Origin of the sequence: Nonomuraea pusilla (assembly GCF_900109355.1) — a bacterium.
Taxonomy (GTDB): Bacteria; Actinomycetota; Actinomycetes; order Streptosporangiales; family Streptosporangiaceae; genus Nonomuraea; species Nonomuraea pusilla.
Genome location: NZ_FOBF01000001.1, coordinates 27,530 through 47,834 on the forward strand (window position 1 = coordinate 27,530; position 20,305 = coordinate 47,834).

Here is a 20,305-nt window from a genome sequence, read left to right on the forward strand (position 1 = left end):
TGGGAGCCACCTCGGGTCGTTTCCAGGTCATACGGCTGGGGCGGCTTCGCCGATCACCGGTGATGCGCTGGTCGGAAGCGACGGTAGCGGCGGAAAGGCCGGGCATCCCTCGTGCAGGGCGGGTATGGCGTGGCGATTACCTCCGCTTGCGCATCTTTTTTCCGCGCTCTTTTGCACATCCCGCCACCGAACATCCCGATGAAGTGCGACGAATCTGGCATGCCCTGTCGGCGCTCGATCAGATTCAGGTAGGGAGTGGGAAAACATTTCACCACTTCGGTGACGCCGTCCCCCGGGGCGGCACAGTGGCGTGGCTAGCTTCTCCGACGTGAGTTAGACCTTGACGGAGGAGCCCGAATGAAGCCGGACAACCGGATCCGCGTGATGGAGATCATCGCGCGGATGAACGTGGGCGGCCCCGCCACCCAGGTGACAGGGCTCTCCAGGGCGCTCGACCGCGAGGAGTTCGACCACCGCCTCTACACCGGCCACGTCGACGCCGGCGAGGGCGACCACCTGGCGTTGAAGGAGGCAGGCGTCCCCGTCCACGTCGTCCCCGGGCTCGGCCGGTCGGTCAAGCCGTTCGACGACCAGCGCGCCCTCATGCGGATCGTCGCCGAGCTGCGCGCCTTCAGGCCGCACGTCGTCCACACCAGGACCGCCAAGGCGGGAGCGCTCGGCCGCGTGGCCGTCCGCCTGTCCGGCGTCAGGGCCGCCACGATGCACGTCTTCCACGGGCACCTGCTCCACGGCTACTTCTCCGGGCCCAAACGCTGGGCCTACATCCGCTTCGAGCGCCTGCTCGCCGGCGGCACCGACCGGCTCGTGACCGTCGGCGCCCGCGTGCGCGACGACCTCCTCGCCGCCGGTATCGGCCGCCCCGACCAGTACGTCGTCATCGCGCCCGGCGTCGGCATCGGCCCCGTCCCCGACCGGGCCAGCGCCCGGAGCCTCCTCGGCCTCCACCAGGAGGCCCCCGTCGTGGCCTTCGTCGGCCGGCTCACCGGGGTGAAACGGCCCGACCGGCTCGCGGCCGTCGCGAGGGCCGTGCTCCAGCGCGTCCCCGACTGCCGCTTCGCCGTCTGCGGCGGCGGCGAACTGCGCGAGCGGTTCGAACGCGACGTCGAGCCGATGCGGCACGCCTTCCACCTCCTCGGCTGGAGGAAGGACGTCGAGACCGTGTACGCCGCCGCCGACGTCGTCCTGCTGACCTCCGACAACGAGGGCACCCCGCTCACGCTCATCGAGGCCGGGATGGCGGGCCGCCCCGCCGTCTCCACCCGGGTCGGCAGCGTCGCCGAGATCGTCAAGGACGGCGAGACCGGCCTGCTCGCCGGGACCGACGCGCTCGAACTGGCCGAGCACGTCGTACGGCTCCTGGGCGACCCGCCGCTCGCGGCGCGCATGGGGGACGACGCCCGGAGCTGGACGACCAGCGCGTTCTCCGTCGAGCGCCTGGCCGCCGACACGCAGGCCCTCTACAGAACCCTCGGCCGGTCCCGGCTCGCCAAGCCTGACGGCCCGGCTGACGACCCGGCCTCCGACCCGGCATCCGCCGCGAAGGGATGAGCACATGAACGTACTGGTAACCGGCGGGGCGGGGTTCATCGGCGCGAACCTGTGCCGCGCCCTCGCCACCCGGCCCGAGATCGGCAGGGTCACCGTCCTCGACGACCTCAGCAGCGGAGACCTCGCCAACCTCGAAGGCGTCGAGGCGGACGTCGTCAAGGGCAGCATCCTCGACCCCGACGTCCTCAGGGAGCTCGTGCGCGGCGTCTCCACCGTCGTGCACCTGGCCGCCCGCCCGTCGGTGCCGCGCTCGCTCGCCGACCCGGCCGCCACCCACGCCGTCAACGCCACAGGAACGCTCAACGTGCTGGAGGCGTGCAGGGAGGCCCGCACGCACGTCGTCCTCGCCTCGTCGTCCTCCGTCTACGGCGACCGGCCCGAGGAGCACAAGCACGAGGACCTGCCGACGCGGCCGCTCAGCCCGTACGGCGCGAGCAAGCTGGCGGGTGAGGCGTACGCGCTGGCGTACGGCGCCTGCTTCGAGCTGCCCGTCCTCGCCTTCCGCTTCTTCAACGTGTACGGCCCGCTCCAGCCCGCCGGCCACGCCTACGCGGCGGTCGTGCCGGCCTTCGTCTCCGCCGCCCTGGCCGGCCGCCCCGTCACGATCTACGGAGACGGACGCCAGGCGAGGGACTTCACCTACGTGGGATCCGTGGCCGAGGTGCTGACCGAGGCGGTGGTGCACAGGACCACCAGCCCGCGGCCGGTGAACCTCGCCTTCGGCACGCGCGTGACACTGCTCCGGCTCAAGGACGTGCTCAGCGAGGTGCTGGGCCGCCCGATCGAGGCCGTGTTCCTGCCCCCCAGGATCGGCGACATCAAGGAGTCGCAGGCGGCGCCCGACCTGGTGCGCGAGCTGTTCCCCGACGTCCGCCCGATGGAGCTGGAAGAAGGACTCCGCATGACGGCGGCCTGGTTCGCCGGGGCGGCGGCGTCGGATCCGGGCCCGCGTGCCTGACGCGCGGCCCCGCCCCGGCATGTACCTCTCCGCACACGTGACAAGGGGAAACCTGTGAGCGAAGCAGCAGCAAGGACCTATCTGATTACGGGAGGCAGCGGGTTCGTCGGTTCGCACCTGACCGACGCGCTGCTCGCCCGCGGTGACTCCGTGCTGGTCCTGGACAACCTCTCCACGGGCCGGTTCGAGAACCTCCCGTCGCACCCGCGCCTGCGCTTCGTGCACGGCTCCGTCCTGGACGAGCTGGTGGTGGACGAGCTCGTCAACCAGTGCGACGTGGTCGTCCACCTGGCGGCGGCCGTCGGCGTCAGGCTGATCGTCGAGCAGCCGCTGCGCTGCCTCACGACGAACATCCGCGGCTCCGAGATCGTCATCGAGGCGGCGCACCGCTACAGGAAGAAGACGCTGATCGCGAGCACCAGCGAGATCTACGGCAAGAACTGCTCGGGGCCGCTGAGGGAGGACGCCGACCGCGTCCTCGGCAGCCCGGCCATCGCCAGATGGTCCTACAGCACGGCCAAGGCGGTGGACGAGATCCTCGCCAACGCCTACCACCGGGAGCGCGGCCTGCCGACGGTCGTGGTGCGGCTGTTCAACACGGTCGGCCCGCGGCAGAGCGCCGCGTACGGCATGGTCATCCCGCGCCTCGTACGGCAGGCCATCAACGGCGAGCCGCTCACGGTCTTCGGCGACGGCAGCCAGACCCGCTGCTTCGCGCACGTCGCGGACGTCGTCGAGGCGCTGCTCCTGCTCCTTGACAGCGACGCCGCGGTGGGGCGGACGTTCAACATCGGCTCGGCGCAGGAGGTGAGCATCCTCGACCTGGCCAGGCTCGTCGTCGAGCACACGGGGTCGTCGTCGGAGATCGAGCTCGTCCCCTACGCGGAGGCGTACCGGCGGGGGTTCGAGGACATGCGGCGCAGGGTCCCCGACACGACCAGGATCCGCGAGCTCACCGGCTGGACGCCGCGCCGGACCCTCGACGAGATCCTCACCGAGGTCGTCAAGGAAGCCCGCGAAGAGCTCGCGGCGACCCTCCGGTGAGCGCGGCGACCGCCGTCGCCGCGGGAGCGGGGGCCTCGCTCATCTGCGGCTTGACGATCGTGCCGCTGAGGCGGCTGGCGCTGCGGTGGGGGATGACCGACCGGCCGGGCGCGAAGAAGGCGCACGCCCGTCCCACGCCGTACGTGGGGGGCATCGCGATCGCGCTCGGCACGCTCGTGCCCGCCGTCGCCGTGCTCGGCTTCGCCGACATCAGGATCACCGCGATCCTCATGGCGGCCGCGATCGTGGCCCTGCTCGGCCTGATCGACGACATCAGGCCGCTGCCGCCGGTCACCAGGCTCGTCGTCGAGACGGTGGCCGCGACGGGGGTCGTGCTCTCCGGCGTCCACGTCCACCTGGCAGGCGACTGGCTGGACCTGCCGCTCACGGTGGTGTGGATCGTCGTCATGGCCAACTCGTTCAACCTGCTCGACAACATGGACGGCGTCCTCGGCGCGGTGGCCACGGTCACCGCCGCCTTCCTCGCGATCATGGCGTTCGCGGCCGGCGAGCCGGCGCTGGCGCTGCTCCTGGTGGTGCTCACCTGCGCCGGCATCGGCTTCCTGCCGCACAACTGGGCTCCGGCGAAGACGTTCATGGGCGACTCGGGGTCGCTGTTCATCGGGTTCGTGCTGACCTGCTCGGCGGTGTTCCTGATCAGCGGGCACACGTGGGACACCGTCGCCGCCGGGCTGCTCCTTCCGACGTTCGTCGCCACCGTGGACACCGGCGTCGTGTTCCTGTCCCGCCTGCGGGCGGGACGCTCGCCGCTGCTCGGCGGCACCGACCACGTCTCGCACCGCATGCGCAAGATCGGGCTGAGCGTCCGCCTGGTGGCGTCGGCGCTCGGCCTGATGGCGGCCGCCGCCTGCGGGCTGTGCCTGACGATGACGCTGGGCTGGATGCCGCCGCTCGCGGTGACGATCATCGCGGCCGGCACGGCCTTCGTGCTCGTCACGCTGTTCCAGAGCGTGAAGGTCTACCCGCCCGCCACACCCCGCAAGACTTCTCCGAGAATCCGAGAAAGGCGGCGTTGATCCAGTGGATCTGCTCTATTACGCCCAGTTCATCCGCAGGAACTGGTCGGTCCTTCTGATCTCGCTGGTCATCGGAGCGGGCGCCGCGGCGCTGGTCACCGCGAACACGCCGCCCAAGTACGTCGCGACGATCTCCATGCTCGTCTCCGGCCAGGACAAGGAGGGCAGCATCTCCGCCGCCTACCAGGCGGGCATGCTGTCGCAGCAGCGGGTGCAGTCGTACGCCACCCTGCTGTCCAGCCGCCGCGTCGTCAGCCAGATCACCCGCCCCGAGTACGTAGGGCTCGTGCAGTCGCGCATCTCCGCCGAGGTCGTGCCGGGCACGGTGCTGCTGCGGGCGAGCGTGACCGACTACGACCCGGCACAGGCCGCGGCCCTGGCCAACGCGCTCGGGACGAAGTTCTCGCAGCTCATCGACCAGCTCGAACGGCCCACGCCGCAGAGCAGGCCCACCGTGAAGGTGTCGGTGGTGGACCAGGCGGAGGTCCCGCGCCTGCCCGTCAGCCCGAGGCCGGAGCTCAACCTGCTGGTGGGCGTCCTCCTCGCGTTCATCCTCACGACGGGCGCGCTGCTGATCCGCGACCATCTCGACACCACGGTCAAGAACACCGAGGTGCTGCAGGCCACCGCGGGGAGCTCCACGCTGGGCGTCATCGGGTACGAGCGGGCGGCCAGGCGCCAGCCCCTCATCCTGCGCGCGGGCGGGCGCTCCAGCAGGGCCGAGGCGTTCCGCGCGCTCCGGACCAACCTGCAGTTCATCGGTGTGGACCGGCAGCCGAGGTCGCTCGTCGTCACGAGCTGCCTGGCCGGCGAGGGGAAGTCGTCGACCTCGTGCAACCTCGCCATCACCCTGGCCCAGTCGGGGTGGCGGGTGCTGCTCGTCGACGGCGACCTGCGGCGGCCGTCCGTGCCCGATTACCTCGGCATCGAGGGCGCGGTGGGCCTCACGGACGTGCTCATCGGCAGGGAGAAGCTCGACGACGTCGTCCAGTCCTGGGGCAACCCGCGCCTGCACGTCCTGCCCTCCGGCCAGGTGCCGCCGAACCCGAGCGAGCTGCTCGGCTCGCAGACCATGCGCCAGGTGCTCGACCGGCTGACCGCCGAGTACGACATGGTGATCATCGACGCGCCGCCGCTGCTGCCCGTCACCGACGCCGCGACGCTCGCCGCCGTCTGCGACGGCACCCTGCTGGTCGCCCGGTACGGCAAGACCAGGCAGGAGCACGTCCAGCGCGCCGCGCAGCAGCTCGACTCCATCAACGCCAGGATCGTCGGCACCGTCCTGAACTTCGTGCCGGCCAAGGCCGACCGCTACCACGGCTACGGATACGGCTACGGGTACGAGCCGGAGACGCCCAAGGCCGGCGAGCGGGTCACGACAGCGGCGAGGACCTGAGCAGCGCGAGCGGGACCGTGAGCGCCCCGTGGATCGCCCGCCCCGCCGCCCGGTAGGCCCGCCCTGAGCGGCCGATCGGGTCGGCGATGTCGGGCTGGTCCACGCGGACCAGCCCGCGCAGGCCGACCGCCTGCTCGACCAGCGCCCGCGCCCTCGGCACCGCGTCGCGGTGCCCGGCCAGCAGGTCCCGCTGGACCATGCCCGTCAGCGCGTCGAACTCGGTGATGGTGAACACCCGGGGCGCGACCCGAGGGAGCCGCGACACCGCCTCGGCCCGGTGCTCCCTGGCCGCCGTCAGCACCAGGTCGGCCTCCGCCAGCAGCTCCGGCGTCAGCGGCTTGGAGACGAAGCCGTCCGCGTCGAGGCCCAGGCGGCGGAGCACGTCCTGCGCGCCCCGCGCCATCTCCAGTCCGGGCCGCGCGTGCGTGCCCGCGCTCGTGACGACGAACGGCGGGCCGAGCGCCGCGCGGGCCAGCCGCTCCGCGATGGGGGAGCGGCAGATGTTCCCCGTGCACACGAACAGGATGTGGAACCTCTCCCAGGACGTCGACACCATGCTGCGACGATAGGAGGCGGGCCACGGGCGGCCAGGCTGTACGCGCCGCTGTTTACCTTCTGTCGACCGGCCCGCTCACCGGTCGGCCTGCGGCAGGGCGAAGGGGCAGCCCGTGTCGTCCCGCGTGATCCGGGTCTGCTGGCCGCGGACGAGCGGCTGCACCGGGGTCCGCGGCTGCGCCGCCGAGGCGGGCTCCAGCAGCATGAACTCCAGCGTCCTCGTCTGGCGGGGCGCGAGCTCGATCACCTTGGAGTAGACCGGGTGCGACCGCTCCACCTCCTTGATGACCGGCTCTGGTTCGCCGTCGAGCCGGGCGCCCGCGAGCTGCGCTCCCGGCGTGGCGTAGTACGACACCCAGAGCAGGTTGGAGCCGGTCGGGTGCGAGCCGCCGGGGTCGTCGAGCCGGTCGGTGACGTACGTGGGCAGCCGCACGGGCGGCACGCCGTTGGTCAGCCGGACCCGTACGTACGCGAGGCGTTGGCCGCCGGTCCTGCAGGGGCCGAGGTGGTACTCCAGCGAGCGGTCGAGGTAGTAGTCGAGCTTGGTCCCGGCGGAGTTGTTGACGATCAGCCCCGCGTACGGGCCGGGCGTGTCCGGGAGGACGCCGCCGAGCGGGGTCGCGGCCAGGCGCCGCTGCTCGTCCTCCCTGCGGCTCCAGACCTGGATCCTGCGCTCCTCCACGAGCTGCGTCAGGACGGACAGCAGCGCGCCGGGCTCCGGGCGGGCCCGGGTGAGCGCCTCGCTCACGGCGGAGGCGATCCCGATGAGGTACCGCTTGCGCTCGACCGGGTTCTGGTAGCGGGCGTAGGCGGCCCGCTCGGTGAGGTCGACGACGTTGGCCGCGCTCACGGTCTCGCCCCCGGGGAGGGTGACGGGGCCGATCAGCCGCAGCAGGTACGACAGCCCGACCGGGTCGGTCGCGACGGCGCCGTCCAGCTGCTCGTGGGTCTGGCGCTCCCAGAGGGCGGCCCAGGTGGCGGCGGCGTAGGGGAAGTGAGGGGAGAGGTTCGAGTTGGCGAGGAGGGAGAGCGCGCTCGCGCCGTAGCGGGCGCGGAAGGCGGAGCCGTGGTCGATGACCTGCGCCGTGCCCGACGCCAGGCCGTTGTTCGGCGACAGCCGCTCGACGTCGACGCGGCCGCCCGCGGCCTTGAGCAGGCCGAACGCGCCGACCAGGCCGCCGGTGCCGCGTGACTCCGCGTTGGTCTGGAAGGCCAGGAAGTAGCGGCGGGGGCCGTGCCCGCCGAGCATGTCCGGGAGCAGGGCGGCGGCGTCGTCCGCGGCGCCCAGCCAGCCGCTGAGCCGGTCGGCCTCGCGCAGCGCCGTGTCGCGGGCCTGGTCGAGGGGGGCGAGGCCGGTGCCCGAGGGGGTGGCGGCCAGTCCGGCCCTGGCGGCGTCCATGCGGCCGGCCGCGTCGTGCAGGGCGGGGGCGGCGGACTCCAGGTGTGTCAGGAGGCCGCCCAGGTCGCCGGCCGAGGGGCGCCGCACGGCGAGCAGGGGCGCTCCGGCGCGGTGCACGTCGGTCAGGACGCCGGTGACCTGCGAGGCGAAGTCGGCGAGCCCGCGGACGGTGGTCGCCGCCGTGCCGACGAAGGGGGTGTGGGCGGCGAGCGTCCAGGTCAGGCCGCTGGTGATGCGGTGCGCCTGCTCGGCGTGCTCGCGCGCCGTGGCGAGCGCCGGGCCGGCGCCCTCGGGGCCGGCGGCGCGTACCTGGGCCAGCGCGTCCGCGGCCGCCCGCAGGTGGTCGTGGACGCTGAGGCCGAGATGCGCCGCCCAGCCGCCGGCCAGTGCCGTGCCCGCGAGGGGGCACAGCAGGCCGGCGACCAGCAGACGCTTCCTCCTGCTCCTGGGCACGCTCTTCCCGCGCATGCTCCTACTGGGCACCGGACGAGCGGCGGCGCCTGACGGCGAGGAACGTGGCGGCGGCGCCCGCGAGCAGCAGGCCACCGCCAGTGATGGCCAGGGGCTGGATCGGCGCGCCGGTGAACGGCAGCTCGCCCCTGCCCGCCTGGGCGTGCGCCCCCGGTCCGCCCGGTCCGCCCGGCCCGCCGGGTCCACCCGGACCGCCGGGTCCGCCGGGACCCCAGGGGCCGCCGGGCCCGCCCGGACCCCACGGCCCGCCCGGCCCCCAGGGGCCGCCGGCCCACAGGCCCGGGTCGAAGAACGCGAACGGGTCGAAGAACTCGTCCTCGAAGAACGGCGGCTCCGGCGGGCGCGGCGGGTACGGCGCAGGGGCCGCGACCACCGCGGTGGCCTCACCGACGGCGGCGGTCGCCGGTCCGACGGTGGCGCACGCGACCCCACTCCCGAGGGCGAGTGCGAGGATCAAAGGTCTAGTGATTTTTGCTGGCATAGCGTACTCCCCGTTTCCTTACCCCGGGACGACGGAACGCGGCGCCGTGAACAGACGACGCCATGTTCTACGCAACGGTTATATGCGCTATGTCGTTGGTTACTCCCCGCGCCGTACCATTCTTACCGAATGATCGCCGATGGTTCTCCAACCATTGACGATCACGGCCCTGACCTGGGGTGATGCAAGTGGTAGCGGCTTCGGCGCATGATGGTGCGCCGCGCGGGTAGGGGCGCTCTTCCACTAAATCCAGCTTTATTGGGAGTAGCCTGATTTATGCGTGCAAAACGGGCAAGCTGCTCTTTTTGTGGTGACGGTCAGACGTGCAGCGTGCCCGACAGCACGGTCACGGCCCTGCCCGCCAGATGGACACGGTCGCCGTCCACCCGGACGTGCACCAGCCCGCCCCTGGCCGACAGTTGGGCGCCCACCATCTCGGCCCGCCCCAGCCGCCGGCCCCAGTACGGCGCCAGCGCGCAGTGCGCCGAACCCGTCACCGGGTCCTCCGGCACCCCCACGTTCGGGGCGAAGAACCGGGAGACGAAATCCGTGGACGTGCCGCGCGCCGTCACGATGATGCCCCGCGCGTCCACCGCCGCGAGCGCCCGGACGTCAGGGGCGAGCCCGCGCACGGTCTCCTCCGAGTCGAGCTCCACCAGCAGGTCGAGCGCGCTCCTCCCCACGTACGAGGGGGTCGCGCCGAGCGCCTTTTCCAGGCCCGCCGGAACAGTGTCCTGCGTCACTTCCTTGGCCGGGAAATCCATTGTGATCAAGTCGTCGGATCGACGATTCACCGTGAGCGTTCCGCTCGCGGTCGAGAATTCGACCGGGCCGCTCGCGGCGCCCGTCGAATACAGGACGTGGGCCGTGGCGAGCGTCGCGTGGCCGCAGAGGGTGACCTCCACCTTGGGGGTGAACCAGCGCAGCGTATCGCCGTGGAGGAACGCCGTCTCCGAGAGGTTCATCTCGGTCGCCACGCCCTGCATCCACGACTCACTCGCCGGAGAGTCCAGCAGGCAGACCGCCGCCGGATTACCCTGGAAAGCCTTGTCGGTGAAGGCGTCTACAGTGAAGAGCCGCATGTCGCCGACTCTATACGGGGGGCGGATATCCAGATGCAAGCGGGCTGCAAGCTGCACAAAATGGAATTAGGCCTGGGCGTGTCGCGTGGCGAATGCGGAATCGTCGGTTACCGTCCAATGTGTAGGGACGTGCCGATTACGGTGAGTTCCTGAGGAAAGGACAAGCCGATGGGGGCAGTGCGCAAGGTGGTGACCTACCTTGGCCTGGGCGGAATCGACCATTACGACGACGGTTACGAGGACGACGGGCACTACGAGGACGAGTACGTGCCGGCGTCCGAGCGGGCCGCCAGGCGGTGGCGCGCGAACGTCGACCCGTCACGCATCGTGATGGTCCAGCCGCTCAAGTACAACGACGCACCGATGATCGGTCAGCATTTCCGCGAAGGCCAAACGGTGATCATGGACGTCACCGGCATGCCGATGCCCGAGGCGACCAGAATGGTCGACTTCGCCGCCGGCCTGGCCTTCGGCTGCGAGGGGCGGATCGAGCGCATCGCCGACCGCGTGTTCCTCCTCGCGCCGTCGCACGTGGAGATCGAGACGACATGACCGCAGGCGGCGGGCGGCGGCGAGCCGCCCGCACGCGCTAGGCGGCGCGCGGGCCGCGACGGACGAGCCGGGTGAGCTCGGCGGAGTCCTCCGCGGCCTGCTTCGCGCGCGTGTCCGCTTCGCGGGCGTACGCGTGCAGCGCCCAGACCGCGCCCTCGGCGAGCTCCTTCAGCTCGCCGACCCGCGCGGCCACGTACCGGGCATCCGACTCCGCGGCCTGGCGGCGCTGCCAGGCCAGCCAGCCCGCCACACCCAGCAGGGCGGCCCCCGCCACCGCGAGCAGCAGCACACCGGCGGCCACCGCGCCCGCCAGGCAGGCCACCGCCGCCACGGCCGGCGCGATCACCGTCCACGGCCGCCCCCTGGGGGCGTGGCCCTCGGCGACGATCGCCTGCTCGGCGGCCTCCAGCGAGCCCGCGTCGGGCCCCTCGGGACGCAGCAGGATCCGGTGGCCGAGCAGCGGCACCGTGATCGTGTCGGGCGGGGCCAGCCGGCTGTCGGCCTCCAGCTCCTCCGCCACGCCGCGCAGGATCGGCGCGGCCACATGCAGGGCGATCGCCGCGAGATGCGGGTCGGCCCCCGGCCGCAGGTCCTCCAGCAGGTACGCGTTGAGCGAGGCCATCGGACCGGCCGGCCGCGTGGGGCCGATCAGCGAGCGCAGCACCACGACCGGCTCGTCCTCGGCCGACGCCGCGGCGGAGCCGCCCGCGCCGCTCCCGTGGTCGGCCTGCCGGGCCGACGTGATCTCGGCGCACCGCTTGCGCAGCCGCCCCAGGCGGGCCGCCGCCTGCGCGGGCCTGGCCAGCTCGGGGATCTCCGCCATCTCGGGGAAGTCGACCAGCGACGCAGGCACCACCACCGCCGGCTCGCCGGGGATGAGCGCCTGCACCCACTGCTCGGGGTCGGCGTGCTCGCCCACCGCGAGGGCGTCCAGCTTGCGCAGCACGAAGATCTTGCCGGCCGGCCCGTACGCGCCGCGCGCGGCGGCCAGCCACAGCGCCCGCTGGCCGTGGGTGACCGGACGGTCGAGCGACAGCTCGCCGAACGCGGTGCCGAGCCAGGAGGCGTGGATGCGGGTGCCGTGCCCGGACACCGCCAGCGCCAGGCACAGGAAGAGCGCGGTGCGCTGCTGGTCGCGACCCGCGGCCCTGCTCAGCGGCTCCAGCGGGTCGTCGCCGGCGAGGATCGCGACCAGCGCCTCGACCGCGGGTGGCAGCCAGTGACCGGGGACGTCGCGGAAGCCGGGTGCGGCGGGCGGAGCGGTGCCGTTCGCCGCCAGGTGCGTGAGCAGTGCCTCAGCGTAACGGTGGACTTCCGTAGCTGCCTGGGGGTTCGCAGTCAGGTCCGTGCTCAAGGCAGAGAACTCCCCCATTTCGGCCTCAGTTCATGACCGCGTAAAGCCTAGCCGTTGGGGCGCGCCTCCTCGGTGGAGGCGCGCCCACGGCGGAACGGGAGACTTCGAGCCAACCGGGTGTTACATGCGCTCGGGGACGGGGACGCCCAGAAGGTCGAGCCCCGTCTCCAGCACGCGGAGCGTGAGCAGGCACAGCGCGAGCCTGCGCGCCCGCGTCTCCTCGTCGACCCCTTCCTTGACCACCGGGCACTGCTCGTAGAACGTGCTGAACAGGCTGGCCGTCTCGAAGAGGAACGCGCAGAGCCGGTGCGGCTCACAGGCCTCGGTGACCTGGGAGATCAGCTCGCCGAAGCCCAGCAGGTGCAGGCCCAGCGCCCGCTCGGCCGCCTCCGGCAGCCTGATCGGACCCTGCGCGTCGGCCGGGTCGAGGCCGGCCTTGCGGAAGATCGAGCGGATGCGGGCGGTGGCGTACTGCATGTACGGCCCGGTGTTGCCGGTGAAGCCGAGCATGCGGTCGAAGTCGAAGACGTACTCGCTGTCGTGGCTCACCGACAGGTCGGCGTACTTCACCGCGCCCATGCCGACCGCCAGCGCGATCTCGTCGCGGGTGGCCTCGTCGTAGCCGCGCTCGGCGATGGCCGCCGTGGCGCGGTCGACGGCCTCCTGCAGGAGGTCCATCAGCTTGATGGACTCGCCGGAGCGGGTCTTGAACCTGCGGCCGTCCTTGCCCAGCATCATGCCGATCTGGACGTGCTCGGCCGACACCGTGTCGGGCAGCCACCCGGCCATCCGCGCGGCGGCGAACACCATGCGGAAGTGCAGCGCCTGGTCGGCGCCGACGACGTACAGGATGCGGTCGGACTTCAGATCGTGGACCCGGTAGCGGACCGCCGCCATGTCGGTGCTGGCGTAACCGTAGCCGCCGTCGCTCTTCCTGACGATGAGCGGCAGCGGCCGGTCGTCGGAGCCGGTGAAGCCGGGCGGGAACACGCACAGCGCGCCCTCGCTGATCACCGCCGCGCCGGACTCCTGCAGGTCGTCGCAGGTCTTCTCCAGCATGGGGTTGTACATGCTCTCGCCCGCGATGTCGGCGTCGGTCAGCGTGACGCCGAGCATGTCGTAGACCTTGTTGAAGTAGCGGACGGTGGCGTCCATGAAGACGTGCCAGAGCCGCATCGTGTCGGGGTCGCCCGACTGCAGCGTGGTCACCCGGACCCGCGAGCGCAGCTTGAACGACTCGTCGCCGTCGAACTTGGCCCGCGCCGCCTGGTAGAACTCGGTGCCCTGACCGGCTTCGAGCTGCGCGACCGCGGCCTCCTCGCCGATGTCGAGCAGGTGCTCGATGAGCATGCCGAACGGCGTGCCCCAGTCGCCCAGGTGGTTCTGCCTGACGACCTTGTTGCCGAGGTGCTCGTTCAGCCGGGCCAGCGAGTCGCCCACGATCGTGGTGCGCAGGTGGCCGACGTGCATCTCCTTGGCCGCGTTCGGCGCGGAGTAGTCGATCACGACGGTCTGGGCCGGCGTGATCGTGCCCACGCCGAGGCGCGGGTCGGCCAGCATCCGGCCCGCCTCGGACTCGATCCACTCATCGGACAGCGTGATGTTGAGGAAGCCGGGCCCGCTCACCTCGACCGTGCCGGGGAAGCCGGAAAGCTCCGCCCTGATCGCCTCGGCGACCTCCCGCGGGGATCGTCGCAGCCGCTTGGCCAGGCTCATCGCGACGTTCGCCTGGAAGTCGGCGAACTGGGAGGGCCGGATCAGCGGGTCTGCGTCGGCGTGCTCGGCGCCGAACGCCGCGGCCAGCGCCTGCTGGACGCGCTCGGTGAGCACTTTCTGCGGGTCGGTCATGGTCTAAGGGTACCGGCGACCTTCACCGCGACGCTGATCGCGGCGGCGGCCACCAGCGAGATGCCGACGGCGATCAGATCGTTGACCGCGTCGTCGGGCTGGAGCGCGAAGAAGTCCTGGACGAACGGGATCGACAGCGCGATCACGAACAGCACCGCCATGGCCCCGACCAGCCCGGCCCGCCACCAGGTGAGCGGCCTGGCGATGAGCACCAGCACCCACCAGGTCGTGAGGAACAGCGTGATCACCGCCGACGTCTGGTCCTCGACCAGCGTGGACGTACCGGTGTGCACCGCCCAGAACGACAGCAGCACCGCGCCCGCGCACAGCACCCCCGCCGGCACCGCGAAGCGCAGCACCCGCGGCACGAACCCCGGCTTCGAGCGCTCGAACGTGGGCGCGAGCGCCAGGAAGAACGCGGGGACGCCGATCGTCAGGGCGTTGACCAGGGTGGAGTGCCGGGGCGCGAAGGGGAACATGACCCCGGCGACGCCGACCAGCAGCGAGAGCACGATCGCGTAGAAGGTCTTCGTGAGGAACAGGTTGGAGACCCGCTCGATGTTGGCGAGCACCCTGCGCCCCTCGCCCACGACGTACGGCAGCGTGGCGAACTTGTTGTCGAGCAGCACCACCTGCGCCACCGCCTTGGTGGCCGGGCTGCCCGCCCCCATGGCGATCCCGAGGTCGGCGTCCTTGAGCGCCAGCACGTCGTTGACGCCGTCGCCGGTCATCGCCACCGTGTGGCCCCTCGCCTGCAGCGCGCTGACGAACCTGCGCTTCTGCTGCGGCGTCACCCGGCCGAACACCGTGTTCGCGTCGAGCAGCTCGCCCAGCTTCGCCTCGTCGTCGTCCGGTAATGCGCGGGCGTCGACGGCGCGGTCGCCCCCCGGGATGCCGAGCCCGACGGCGATCGCGGAGACCGCCTCGGGGTTGTCGCCGGAGATCACCTTGACCGTGACGCCCTGCTTGGCGAAGTAACGCAGCGTCTCGTGGGCGTCGGGCCTGATGCGCTGCTTGAGCGTGACCAGCGCCACCGCCTCGACCGGGCCGCCCTCGCCCGGCGTCGCCAGGCTGTCGGCGCGGCACAGCGCGAGCACGCGCGTGCCCGTGGCGGCCAGCTCGGCCGACCTGCGGTAGCCCTCGCCCTCCTGGAGGAGCACGTCGGGCGCGCCGAGCACCCACGCGCCCCGCTCGCCGAAGTCGGCCCCGCTCCACTTGCGCGCCGAGGAGAAGGGGACGGTCTCGCGGGCCGTCCAGCCGTCGGACCGGTCGCGGTAGTGGGCGCGGATGGCCTGCGCGGTGGGGTTGGGGTGGTCGTCGAGCCCGGCGACGGCCGCGAGCGCCTCCTCCACGGGCTCGCCGTCGCGCAGCGGCAGCACCTGCTCCAGCTCCATGCCGCCCGCGGTGAGGGTGCCGGTCTTGTCGAGGCACAGGACGTCCACCCTGGCCAGGCCCTCGATCGCGGGCAGCTCCTGCACCAGGCACCTGCGCCTGCCGAGCCTGACCACGCCGACGGCGAAGGCGATCGACGTCATCAGCACCAGACCCTCCGGGATCATGGTGACGATGCCCGCGACCGCGCCCGTGATGGCGGTGCCGAAGTCGGCCGAGTGCTTGAGCTGGCTGTAGATGAGCAGCGCGCCGATCGGGATGACCAGCCAGGTGATGTACTTGATGAAGTTCGCGACGCCCTCGCGCAGCTCGGAGTGGGCGAGGTGGAACCTGCTCGCCTCCTCGGCCAGCTTCACCGCGTACGCGTCGGTGCCCACCCGCGTCGCCACGAACGCGCCCGAGCCCGCCACGGCGAAGCTGCCCGACAGCACCTGGTCGCCCGCGTGCTTGTGCACCGGGTCGGCCTCGCCGGTCAGCAGCGACTCGTCCACCTCCAGCCCCTCGGACCTGACGACCTCGCCGTCGACCAGCAGCCGGTCGCCCGCGCCGAGCAGGATCAGGTCGCCGAGCACCACCTCGTGCGGGTGGACGAGCCGCTCCTCGCCGTCGCGGCGCACCCGCACCGGCGCCTCGTTGACCACGGCGAGCCTGTCGAGCATGCGCTTGGCCCGCACCTCCTGGACGATGCCGATGAGCGCGTTGGCGACGATGACCAGGCCGAACAGGCCGTCCTGCCACTCGCCGAAGATCAGGATGAGCGCCCAGAGCACGCCGATGACCAGGTTGAACAGGGTGAAGACGTTCGCCCTGACGATCGCGCTCAGCGACCTGCTCGACCGGCGCGGCACGCGGTTGGTCTTCGCCGCCGCCGCCTGCGCCGAGGTGAGCCCCTGCTCAGAGGTGAGCCCGTGCGCCGAGGTGATGCCGTCCACGCAAACCCCCCGTCCTCGTGGATCGCCTCACCACCTTACGGGTTCACCAGCGCCTGTGGTGGCGGGGAACGGCGTTGACGCGCTCCCCGATGCGGGCGACGACGCCGCCCTTGGCGAGGTCGGCGGCGAGCTGGCAGGCGGCGCTGATCGCCGGGGCCCGCGACGAGCCGTGCGCGATGACGACCGTGCCGTTCAGCCCGAGCAGCACCGCGCCGCCGTGCGCCTCGGCGTCGAGGCGGCGGCGCAGCTCGCGCAGGCGCGAGCGCTGCAGCAGCGCGCCGAGCCTGGCCAGGCGTCCGGAGCCGATGGAGGTGCGCAGCTCGCCGAACGCGTAGCGGACGGCCCCCTCCATGGTCTTGAGCGCCACGTTGCCGGTGAAGCCGTCGGTGACGATGACGTCCGCCTTGCCCGCCAGCAGGTCGTAGCCCTCGACGTTGCCGATGAAGCGGACGCCGGGCGAGCCCTCCAGCAGCTCGTGCGCGCGTTTGACGAGCTTGTTGCCCTTCTCGGCCTCGCTGCCGATCGTCAGCAGGCCCACCCGGGGGTGCTCGACGCCGAACGCCAGCTCGGCGTAGGCCGTGCCGAGGTGCGCGAACTGCACCAGCGCCTCGGGCTTGACCTCGGCGTTCGCGCCGGCGTCCAGCAGCACCGTGGGCGTCGGGACGGTCGGCAGCGCGACCGCGATGGCCGGGCGCAGCACGCCCTGCTGCGGCTTGAGCCTGAGGCGTCCCGTGGCGACGACGCCCGCCGTGGAGCCCGCCGACACGACCGCGCAGGCGTCGCCCCTGCGCACCAGGTGGCAGGCGACCGCGATGCTCGACCGGGGGCGGCGCAGGCTGGCCAGCGCCCCCTCGTCCATGGCGAGGGCCTCCTCGGCCCGTACGATCGGCACGTCGTTGGTCGCGTCGTGGTCGGCGAGCGCCTCGTACAGCACCCTGGGCGAGCCGACGAGCACCACCGAGAGCCCCCGCTCCCGCACGGCGTGCACGGCACCGGCCACGATCTCGTGAGGGGCGTGGTCGCCGCCCATGGCGTCGAGCGCGACGGGCCTGCTCTCTGACACTGATCACCTCGTACGGCATGCGAGCCCGCCGCCACGGCTTGGCCGGAACGCGGGCTCGGTATGTCCGCATCGTAGGCAAGGCAGGTGTCAGGCTAACCCCAGGGCAGACCCACTTAGTTCCCCGTACGGGGCCGTCCAGTCGCTAGTGCAGGTTCCAGTCGCTGACGCCGCGCGAGACGATCACCTTGGAGAACATCGACCTGCCGGTGACGCGGATGATCGGGCCGTCGGCCTGCGAGCCGCCGGTGACGTTGCGCTTGCCGAAGACGGAGGCGCCCTCGTCGATGACGTTGGCGTTGTCGGGCACGCGGACGATCATCTTGCTGAACCGGGCGTCGGTCTCGATGGTGATCTCCCTGCCCGGCAGCACGGCGTCGGACAGGTCGATGATCAGGGCGCCGAACCTGGCCGACAGCCTCGTGTGCCTGGACGCCACCCAGCGCCCCTTGCGCACGATCTTGCTGAACGTGGAGTCGATGACCTGCTGCTCGATGCCGGCGGGGACGCCAGAGGTGGGCACTTCGGGCAGGTCGCGGGTGATGGGGACGAGCTCGCCCACCGTCTTCGCCGCGTAGGCGGCCTCCAGCCGGTCGGCGTGCTCGACGCTGGTGAGTCTTCCGGTGGCGAGTGCCTCGCCGAGGATCGCGGCCACGCGGTCCCGGTCGGTGTCCGAGGCGCGCAGATCAGGAACGTCGGTCACGTGAGGAGTGTACGCCGAAACGCGATATGTCGCGAGTGTTCGTGCTGCTTCCGCAGAAATTTGGCGTCCGGCGGAACCGAAAACCGCCGTGGGAGCGTCCGGATATTAAGACCGTAGACGCGCGACGGGGTCGTGAGGTTTACATCCGATCAAACAAAAAAGATGGGAAAGGCCTAGTGATCTTGAACGAAGCGGGAACCCGGCGTTTCCGTGCGTACACGTCCAAGCACCTGGATGAGCTCCTGCGTCGCGCGGGGCTCGCAGACGACGAACGGCTCAGGGTTCGCGCCGTCGCCACGGTGCTGCCCTTCCGGACGAACGCCTACGTCGTGGACGAACTCATCGACTGGTCGGCTGCGCCCGACGACCCGATCTACCGGCTGGTCTTTCCGCAGGAGGACATGCTCCCCGCCGAGGAGGTCGCGCTGCTGGCCGACCTGCTGAAGGCCGAGGCGCCCAACGCCGAGATCCAGGCGGAGGCCAACCGCATCCGCGCCCGGCTCAACCCACACCCCGCCGGACAGATGGAGCTCAACGTTCCCAAGCTTGAGAACGAGCCCGTCCCCGGCATGCAGCACAAGTATCCGGAGACCGTGCTGTTCTTCCCCAAACAGGGGCAGACCTGTCACGCGTACTGCACCTACTGCTTCCGGTGGGCCCAGTTCGTCGGCGACGCCGACCTCAAGTTCGCCTCCGACGACATCGACAGGATGGTCGCCTACATCCGGCGGCACCCCGAGGTCACCAGCGTTCTGATCACCGGCGGCGACGCCATGATCATGGGTGAGCCGGTCATCCGCCGCTACATCGAACCGCTGCTCGAACTCGACCAGCTCGAATCCATCAGGATCGGCACCAAGGCGCTCGCCTACTGGCCGCAGCGCTTCACCACCGACCCCGACGCCGACGCCACGCTCGGCCTGTTCGAACAGGTCGTCCAGTCGGGCAAGAACCTCGCGTTCATGGCCCACTTCTCGCACCCGCGCGAACTGGAATCGTCCCGCGTCGAGACCGCCGTCCAACGGATACTCGCCAGCGGGGCCACCATCAGGACCCAGGCGCCCCTCATCCGCTCCATCAACGACGACCCCTCCGTCTGGTCCGGCATGTGGCGCCGGCAACTCCGCATGGGGCTCATCCCGTACTACATGTTCGTCGAACGCGACACCGGTCCTCAGGACTACTTCGCGGTGCCGCTCGGGCGGGCGTACGAGATCTTCAGGGACGCCTACTCGTCCGTCTCCGGGCTCTGCCGCACCGTGCGCGGGCCCTCCATGTCCGCGACGCCGGGCAAGGTCTGCGTCGACGGCGTCACCGAGATCGCGGGGGAGAAGGTCTTCGCGCTCCACTTCATCCAGGCCCGCGACCCCGCCCTGGTCGGGCGGCCGTTCTTCGCCAAGTACGACCCGTCGGCCGTGTGGCTGTCCGACCTGCGCCCGGCCTTCGCCGACCACTTCCCGTACGAACCCGCTCCTCCGGCAGCCTGACCGGACGCCCGGATACCACGCCCGCGCGGCCGCCGACAGCGGTTTTCGCGACCCTTGACACGGGCCGTGCGGGCTCCTTTCCCGAACCCCGCGAATATCGCAGACAAATTCCATCGATAACACGTTCGCCGCGTGGCGCGACCCTTTCCCGTTGGCTCGGTAACCGACCTGCAAACCCCTTCCACATGGGCATTCATGCGCCTGCGACGCCTTGTTCGCCGGTGCTAGAAATGCTCGGGTAGCTCGGCCGGAACGGCACGCTCCCTGTGGTGCCCATAGCGTGTGCGCGCCGGCTTTCTGGGTTGTCGATCCGCCCGTCCACGGCAGTGGAGAGCGATCGATCACGAGCCGGGAAGGCAATCATGCGTCGAACAGTCAAGGCGGCGGCGGCCGTCACGGCCTTCGGGCTGGTGGCGGCCCTGTCGCCGCCTGCCCACGCCGAAGGCGCCCCCACCGCGGGAACCACCCCGACGGACGGCCCCCCTGCGAACGGCCCCCAGGGAGCCGCAGCCGGGACAACCGTCCCACTGCAACCGCCCCCGGGAACAGCCACTCCCGGGGCCACAGCCACCCTGCCGGCCGCGACCACGGCCGCGTCCGCCCCGCTGGGCACGGAAGTGCTGTCCACCCCACCCACGGCCCTCATCCCCGCCCTTCTCACTCCACAAGGGCCCATCGCCCCTCTTGGAACGTCGAGAGGGGCCGTCGGCGTCCTCGGATCTCCGGAAGGGGCTGCCGGCGTCCTCGGATCGCCCGGAGGGGCCGTCGGCGCCCTCGGCATTCCGGGGCGGCTCAGGGGCGCTCCCGGGAACGGAGGAGAGGCCACCGCCGGTCTCGGCGATCCGGGACGAGCGACCAGCGCCCCGCCCAAGCGAGGGACGCCTACCGGCGTCCCGGTCGGCCAGGGGCCGGCCACCGGAAGAAGCGGCAAGCCCGCCCCAACCGGCGGCCACAGCCCGCTGAGCCCAGTCACAGGAAGCGGCCC

At 71.7% G+C, this 20,305-nt stretch carries 16 protein-coding genes; 7 read left to right on the forward strand and 9 right to left on the reverse strand.

Translation table 11 applies throughout. From position 1 onward, the window contains the following. Positions 1-357: 357 nt before the first annotated feature. From BMX74_RS00110 to BMX74_RS00130, 5 genes are read left to right on the forward strand one after another with little or no spacing between them, the layout of a single operon-like run. On the forward strand, positions 358-1,569 hold the full coding sequence (locus BMX74_RS00110) for a glycosyltransferase (RefSeq protein ID WP_082535499.1): 1,212 nt from the start codon (positions 358-360) through the stop codon (positions 1,567-1,569). Positions 1,570-1,573: 4 nt separating this feature from the next. Further along, positions 1,574-2,527, forward strand: coding sequence for an NAD-dependent epimerase/dehydratase family protein (locus BMX74_RS00115; protein WP_055507606.1), 954 nt, complete (start codon positions 1,574-1,576; stop codon positions 2,525-2,527). A 54-nt stretch (positions 2,528-2,581) separates the two neighbouring features. Beyond that, positions 2,582-3,571 (forward strand): NAD-dependent epimerase/dehydratase family protein, encoded by a 990-nt coding sequence (locus tag BMX74_RS00120; protein ID WP_082535500.1) that lies wholly within the window; start codon positions 2,582-2,584, stop codon positions 3,569-3,571. After that, positions 3,568-4,608, forward strand: a complete 1,041-nt coding sequence (locus BMX74_RS00125) for a glycosyltransferase family 4 protein (RefSeq protein WP_091097392.1) — start codon at positions 3,568-3,570, stop codon at positions 4,606-4,608. Before BMX74_RS00120 ends, BMX74_RS00125 begins: the two co-directional genes overlap by 4 nt. Positions 4,609-4,612: 4 nt before the next feature. Then, a complete protein-coding gene (locus BMX74_RS00130; protein ID WP_055507610.1) occupies positions 4,613-6,004 on the forward strand; it encodes a tyrosine-protein kinase domain-containing protein in 1,392 nt (463 codons plus the stop codon). On the opposite strand, the gene BMX74_RS00135 is transcribed toward BMX74_RS00130, so the two are convergent. From BMX74_RS00135 to BMX74_RS00150, 4 genes are all read right to left on the reverse strand, one after another. Continuing rightward, positions 5,982-6,560, reverse strand: coding sequence for an arsenate reductase/protein-tyrosine-phosphatase family protein (locus tag BMX74_RS00135; protein WP_091097394.1), 579 nt, complete (start codon positions 6,558-6,560; stop codon positions 5,982-5,984). The genes BMX74_RS00130 and BMX74_RS00135 overlap by 23 nt on opposite strands. A gap of 75 nt (positions 6,561-6,635) precedes the next feature. Beyond that, positions 6,636-8,426: a DUF4012 domain-containing protein gene (locus BMX74_RS00140; protein WP_091097396.1), complete on the reverse strand. Its 1,791-nt coding sequence runs from the start codon at positions 8,424-8,426 to the stop codon at positions 6,636-6,638. A gap of 4 nt (positions 8,427-8,430) precedes the next feature. Further along, a complete protein-coding gene (locus tag BMX74_RS43675) occupies positions 8,431-8,886 on the reverse strand; it encodes a hypothetical protein (protein WP_177227123.1) in 456 nt (151 codons plus the stop codon). 341 nt (positions 8,887-9,227) lie between these two features. Beyond that, the gene (locus BMX74_RS00150; protein ID WP_055507616.1) at positions 9,228-9,992 is read right to left on the reverse strand and encodes a PhzF family phenazine biosynthesis protein; all 765 of its coding nucleotides are present in this window, start codon (positions 9,990-9,992) and stop codon (positions 9,228-9,230) included. A gap of 168 nt (positions 9,993-10,160) precedes the next feature. Here BMX74_RS00150 and BMX74_RS00155 point away from each other — a divergent pair, with 168 nt between their 5' ends. Continuing rightward, positions 10,161-10,544, forward strand: a complete 384-nt coding sequence (locus BMX74_RS00155; RefSeq protein ID WP_055507618.1) for a cell division protein SepF — start codon at positions 10,161-10,163, stop codon at positions 10,542-10,544. 37 nt (positions 10,545-10,581) lie between these two features. On the opposite strand, the gene BMX74_RS00160 is transcribed toward BMX74_RS00155, so the two are convergent. The 5 genes from BMX74_RS00160 to BMX74_RS00180 all read right to left on the reverse strand — a co-directional run bounded on the left by BMX74_RS00160 (position 10,582) and on the right by BMX74_RS00180 (position 17,833). Beyond that, positions 10,582-11,898: a hypothetical protein gene (locus tag BMX74_RS00160; protein ID WP_256256706.1), complete on the reverse strand. Its 1,317-nt coding sequence runs from the start codon at positions 11,896-11,898 to the stop codon at positions 10,582-10,584. Positions 11,899-12,018: 120 nt separating this feature from the next. Beyond that, positions 12,019-13,746 carry an arginine--tRNA ligase gene (gene argS, locus BMX74_RS00165; protein WP_055507622.1) on the reverse strand — a complete coding sequence of 576 codons (1,728 nt, stop codon included), beginning with the start codon at positions 13,744-13,746 and terminating at the stop codon, positions 12,019-12,021. Beyond that, positions 13,743-16,070: an HAD-IC family P-type ATPase gene (locus BMX74_RS00170; RefSeq protein WP_091097401.1), complete on the reverse strand. Its 2,328-nt coding sequence runs from the start codon at positions 16,068-16,070 to the stop codon at positions 13,743-13,745. The genes argS and BMX74_RS00170 overlap by 4 nt, the downstream gene beginning before the upstream one ends. Before the next feature lie 43 nt (positions 16,071-16,113). Continuing rightward, the gene (plsX, locus tag BMX74_RS00175; protein WP_143078502.1) at positions 16,114-17,133 is read right to left on the reverse strand and encodes a phosphate acyltransferase PlsX; all 1,020 of its coding nucleotides are present in this window, start codon (positions 17,131-17,133) and stop codon (positions 16,114-16,116) included. A 142-nt stretch (positions 17,134-17,275) separates the two neighbouring features. Beyond that, positions 17,276-17,833 (reverse strand): DUF1707 domain-containing protein, encoded by a 558-nt coding sequence (locus BMX74_RS00180; RefSeq protein WP_055507626.1) that lies wholly within the window; start codon positions 17,831-17,833, stop codon positions 17,276-17,278. A gap of 176 nt (positions 17,834-18,009) precedes the next feature. On the opposite strand from BMX74_RS00180, the gene BMX74_RS00185 reads away from it, so the two are divergent. Next, positions 18,010-19,320, forward strand: coding sequence for a KamA family radical SAM protein (locus BMX74_RS00185; RefSeq protein WP_055507628.1), 1,311 nt, complete (start codon positions 18,010-18,012; stop codon positions 19,318-19,320). Positions 19,321-20,305 lie beyond the last annotated feature (985 nt).

Bases quoted from the DNA above. Each gene is read 5' to 3' on its own strand.
- BMX74_RS00155 (WP_055507618.1), top strand. From the start codon at position 10,161: ATGGGGGCAGTGCGCAAGGTGGTGACCTACCTTGGCCTGGGCGGAATC.
- BMX74_RS00110 (WP_082535499.1), top strand. From the start codon at position 358: ATGAAGCCGGACAACCGGATCCGCGTGATGGAGATCATCGCGCGGATG.
- BMX74_RS00150 (WP_055507616.1), bottom strand. From the start codon at position 9,992: ATGCGGCTCTTCACTGTAGACGCCTTCACCGACAAGGCTTTCCAGGGT.
- BMX74_RS00115 (WP_055507606.1), top strand. From the start codon at position 1,574: ATGAACGTACTGGTAACCGGCGGGGCGGGGTTCATCGGCGCGAACCTG.
- argS (WP_055507622.1), bottom strand. From the start codon at position 13,746: ATGACCGACCCGCAGAAAGTGCTCACCGAGCGCGTCCAGCAGGCGCTG.
- BMX74_RS00135 (WP_091097394.1), bottom strand. From the start codon at position 6,560: ATGGTGTCGACGTCCTGGGAGAGGTTCCACATCCTGTTCGTGTGCACG.
- BMX74_RS00140 (WP_091097396.1), bottom strand. From the start codon at position 8,426: ATGCGCGGGAAGAGCGTGCCCAGGAGCAGGAGGAAGCGTCTGCTGGTC.